General features: G+C 35.9%; 4 protein-coding genes and 1 rRNA gene. 2 read left to right on the forward strand and 3 right to left on the reverse strand.

The features are described 5' to 3' along the window. Together IJS99_05745 and IJS99_05750 are read left to right on the forward strand one after the other, a co-directional pair. A partial coding sequence (locus tag IJS99_05745) for a hypothetical protein (protein MBQ7561317.1) occupies positions 1-364 on the forward strand: 364 nt, incomplete at its 5' end. A 27-nt stretch (positions 365-391) separates the two neighbouring features. Further along, complete coding sequence (locus IJS99_05750; GenBank protein MBQ7561318.1) at positions 392-1,093, forward strand: hypothetical protein; 702 nt, start codon at positions 392-394, stop codon at positions 1,091-1,093. 52 nt (positions 1,094-1,145) lie between these two features. Here IJS99_05750 and IJS99_05755 read toward each other — a convergent pair whose 3' ends face one another. From IJS99_05755 to rrf, 3 genes are all read right to left on the reverse strand, one after another. After that, the gene (locus IJS99_05755; GenBank protein MBQ7561319.1) at positions 1,146-2,870 is read right to left on the reverse strand and encodes a DUF262 domain-containing protein; all 1,725 of its coding nucleotides are present in this window, start codon (positions 2,868-2,870) and stop codon (positions 1,146-1,148) included. A 68-nt stretch (positions 2,871-2,938) separates the two neighbouring features. Continuing rightward, a complete protein-coding gene (locus IJS99_05760; GenBank protein ID MBQ7561320.1) occupies positions 2,939-4,663 on the reverse strand; it encodes a DUF262 domain-containing protein in 1,725 nt (574 codons plus the stop codon). A 124-nt stretch (positions 4,664-4,787) separates the two neighbouring features. Continuing rightward, positions 4,788-4,899: ribosomal RNA gene (gene rrf, locus IJS99_05765) — 5S ribosomal RNA — on the reverse strand; the annotation flags it as partial.

Genomic DNA, 4,899 nt, shown 5'->3' on the forward strand with positions numbered 1-4,899 from the left:
CGGGAATTTATTTCCTGAGGGGACTTCAGTAGATATATCATTCACGTTAATAAGCGATTTATATCAAGTCAATACTACACCGGTGAGTCAATACGGATTTAAGAATATAGGCAGCATTATAGATATACTTTACCCGCAAGGTTACAGGCCTATAGTTTATTATAATATTGACGATATAATTTGCCCTGTTTACGGCTCATATGTCGCTGAAGTTGATGACATGGGACAATTAAATTTTAGTGTTGATGAGCTTTTACCGTTGGATATAGAGACTCATACGACTCTGCCGGGCGGTTATTATAGAGTAATGTACTCAGTCGGTGATGTAATAGGGGTTTTGCGTACGATTCAAGTTACAGATTAAAATATTATTATGGAGGTTGAATAAATCATGACTCGTAAAATTTTATGTGTATTAGCGATAATTTTATTTCTTGTAAGTGTGAGTTTTGCTGAAGACTCTATTACTCTTGACTATAAATTATTGAATAGCATGAGATCTCTAGCTGAAAAAATAATTTCAAGCAACAAACCGGCATTTGAGCAGGAATTAACCGGCCAAGAGCTTGAATATTACCGTGAAGAGAGCAGCAACAAGCAGCACGCAAAAGCAGCATGGGACAAGGTATGGGCAAAAAATAATACAATCGTGGCAGCTACTGCGGTAAATGACATCAAAAAATTTCAGTTTGAGCAATTTATAACGTCAGATCCTAAAGAAATATTTGCGGGCGGTCTTCACGTGGGCTCAAGTCTGAAAGATTTAGAAAATTTCTTGAAGACAAAAATATTAAATCGTCCTGAAGATTATTTTGACGAGAATTTATCAGCAGAAAATATTGACGTTAAAGAAAATTATATTTCTATGTCATTCCCGAACTTTTTTGATGACGGCAAATTTGAAGGCTATGACCATTTAATAATAATGCACTCGGACGGCAAAATAACACAATTCGGCTATTTTACGGGCGGGAGTTCAGTATTAAGAAAGATAGCGACACGAGAGAAGACAAATAGTTTTGTGAAGTCTCAAATGCGTGAAATGGGCATGAAAGAATTTCCGGCGATAAAGGACGAGACGGAGTCCAAATAATTAATTATTGTAAAAAATTTGCTCCTGTGTGATTTACTCATGCGGGAGTATTTTATTTTGCGAGATTATTTGCTTGAATGAACTTAATAAACCCGTCCAAAATTTTTTTATTGCGATTTATAATATCTTGTTCCGTAAAATTTTCGAGATTATTTGCGAGTTCGATTAATTCATGAATATTAGTTTTTGCCTTGCCGGTATTGCCGAGATAGTAATTAGCTTTATCCCTGAATCTATAGTCAGAAGCACGTATATTAATTTCGCGCTCAAGTAATGATTTATTGCCGATTGATTCAAGATTAGATTTATTTGTTAGTTCCTGCTCGCGTCGACGTGGCAAAATGTGCTCAATATCAAATTTTACTTCAAGCGATAATAAAGGCTGATATTTATCTTGAAAGACTTGCCAGACTACAAAACTTTTAGTTAATTTGCTGCTGTTGACGAAATCAAAACGTGAAAATCTCTCTCTGAGCTGCTTTAAATCGAACTCATAACCGTTAAAATCTGCCTCACGACCTGCCGCGATATTTGCCATAGCATTAAAGAAAGGTGCATTATTTCCGGGCCTCATGAGCCTAGACGCTAAAATAAAAGCCGTAATTTTCCGCAAGAATCCGCAAAAATCATTCTCGTTCAATTTTCCGTTTTCGTCTTTATTGGCCATAAAATATACTGATATTAAGAAAGTCCACATGTTAGAGGGCATATTGTGCAGAATAAATAATTGCTTGAGTACCCTGTCAGAAAAACGTTTAGTTTCTTGCACTGTAACATCTTTCCAGAAATCAGCGAGTGTGATTAAGTCCGTAAAAGTTTTATAATAGCCGCGATTCAAGAGTGAAAATTTATTATCATCACGGGTGTAAAAGTCTCTCAAGCTCTCAAGTCCTGAATCACGAATCCCCGCAAAAGCCCTCACGCAATACATATAACGCATAAAAATATCGTCTACAGTATTATTTTTGCCTGACTGGAAAATTTTGCTGCAAATATTCTCGAACTCGCGCCACTGAGAAATAAATAAATCCTTTTGCCCATTGTTAGAGAAGGCTTTATATAATTTTGCCTTGAAAATATCCGAGTCAGATAACGGTTTGCCCCTATCATTAAGTGTCGCGAAAATTCTAAGTGCAGTAGTCTGATTAATAGCTTCAATCGGTAATACTGAGCAGTTAGCTAATATTCTATGAGTCATATATGGCAGATAGGCTGGAAATTGAGCCAAGAAATTTTTTATAGCACCCTGAAAGAGTCTATAATTTGAAGCGTATCTTGATTTGCTTGCGGGGTCAGCTTGTCCGGTTAGCATTATGCTTGTGAATTCTTGAGACTCGTTTTCAGTAGCTACGTTTGAGAAAATTTTTAGAGCTGACATGTTTAATTTTTCGCCTGGTTCGGGAGTGGCCCAGAGACATTTTTCGATGTCGCGTTTTCTGTCATGTGAGTCCGAGTCTTTCATGTTATCGCCGTAGACTTCATAGAATGCCCGCAATAAAAGAGTGAGAGTGATTAAACGCTGCTGGCCGTCAATAACTTCAAGAGAGTCATGTTCATTCTTGAATATAACAAGAGAGCCTAAAAAATATTCGTCCTTGTCATTAAAATTTTTGAAGTCGTTATCAGGAAAAATAAAAGCTAGTAAATCATTCCATAGGGTGAAGCACTCTTCATCTTCCCAAGAGTAGGGGCGTTGATAGTCAGGAATAACGAAAAAATTTCGCTTGCTGCCCATGAATTCTTCTATAGATTTTTGCTCGGCACTAAGACTCGACATAATGATAAAGACTCTCCCGTGAAAAAATTTGCTTATATTTCAAGAGAGATTATAACATGATTATAGAATTAATATACAAGTAGGCCGTTTTCTCGCACGAATTCCATAAAACTTTCAAAAATTTTCTTGGTACGCTGCTGAATTTCTTTAACATTGAAATTTTTACTATTTACTGCAATATCTAGGATTTCTCTAATCTGTGATTTTGTGTAGTATCTTATCTTGTTAGGAAAATCAAATTTTGCTGCTGAATTCTGTAATTTGCCTTCCAAGAGTGATTGATTGCCTAACATTTTATAACGATCTTTATTAACTAATTTTCCACTTGTACTAATATGCTCAATGTCTAAATCTTCAGCTAGAGGCAAAAGTCCCTGTCCATTGTAATTCATCGTCCACCATGCAAGCATTGATCTTGTGATACCTGCTTGTCCGCTAAAATTATATTTTTTAAGCGACGAATCTAATTCCTCAAACTTGAACTTATAATCAGAGAAAGTTAATTCTTTATCATTGACAATATTAATCATTTCTTTGTAAAGCGGGGGACGAAGTCTATTAGTGCTTGAACCTCCATTTTGAATCGTGAACGCCCATATAAACGCTGTCAATCTATCGAGAAAATCACAAAATTTATTATCGTCAAATGAGTCTTGATTATGCAAAAAATATACAGATACAATAAACGTCCACATAGCATTAGGGGCGTAATTCAGCACAAATAATTTCTTAAGAGTTCTTTGTGAGAATCTTTCTTCATTCTGAGTAAATACGCTATACCAAAAATCAGCAAGCATAACTAAATTTTTGAATACTCTTTCATGATCATCACGTAATAATCTATAATTATCGCGCTCATAAAAAGATCTAATCCCTATTAGAGTGCTGTTCTTGCTTCCTTCTTTTGCGCGTTCATAGTACATATAGCGATTAAATAATTCATCCATAGGAGAATCTGAAGGGAACATTTTAGCGCATATATCCTCTAATTCCTTCCACTGTTCTATAAAATTTTCTTTCTTGCCGTGTGCTGAGAATGCTTTATATAATTGCACCTTGAAAATATCCGAGTCAGCAAGCGGTTTACCTCTATCATTAAGTGTTGAGAAGATTCGCAGTGCTGTATCACGATTACCGGCTATTATAGGGAATAACACGCAGTTATTAAGAATTCTATTCGGTAAATCAAGCCAGTTAAAATTATCAGACGAATTCATTAAATCTCTAATTTTATCCTGATAGAATTTATAATTTTGCGCGTAACGAGATTTAGAGTCATTATTAATCACGCCATTGCAAAGAATATTAATGAGTTCTCCTGTAGTCTCTTCCGTAGCGACACGTGACTCAATTTTTAACTGATCGCGATATGGTTTGCCATATTCATTAGTATGCCAAATACATTTGCCTATATTTTTTCTTACATCGGAAACTATTTCTTTATCATCAAGAAGTGAGAGATTTGAACTTGTTTCTATTTCACTTAGTGTGAAGTAGAAAGCGCGCAGCATTAGCAATAAAGTAATTAATCTCTGCTGACCGTCAATAATTTCAAATTTTTCGTCATGATTCTTGAACACTACGATAGAGCCGAGAAAGTATTCTAGTTTGGGATCAAATACGCCATTCTCAGGCAGCGCAAAAGATGATAAATCTTCCCACAAAACTGTACATTCTTCTTCTGTCCAAGCATAAGGGCGTTGATAATCGGGAATAAGAAACAATGAATCATTTTTCTCAAATAATTCCTGAACATTTTTGCGTTCGATGCTCAATAAACTTTTATTTGACATTATTATGAATCTCTCCGTGCAAAAAATAAATTTATAAGATTATATCATGAAGCTAGATTATAACATAGCACAATAGCAAAAGAGGAAGCCTCATAATAAAGACTCCCTCTTGATTTAAATTATAAACTGGCGACGGTCTGCTCTCCCGTGTGTACCCCACACAGTACCATCGACGCTAGCAGGCTTAACTTCCGAGTTCGGCATGGGATCGGGTGTGACCCTGCTGCATTGGCCGC

This window comes from Synergistaceae bacterium (assembly GCA_017444345.1).
Classification (GTDB): domain Bacteria; phylum Synergistota; class Synergistia; order Synergistales; family Aminobacteriaceae; genus JAFUXM01.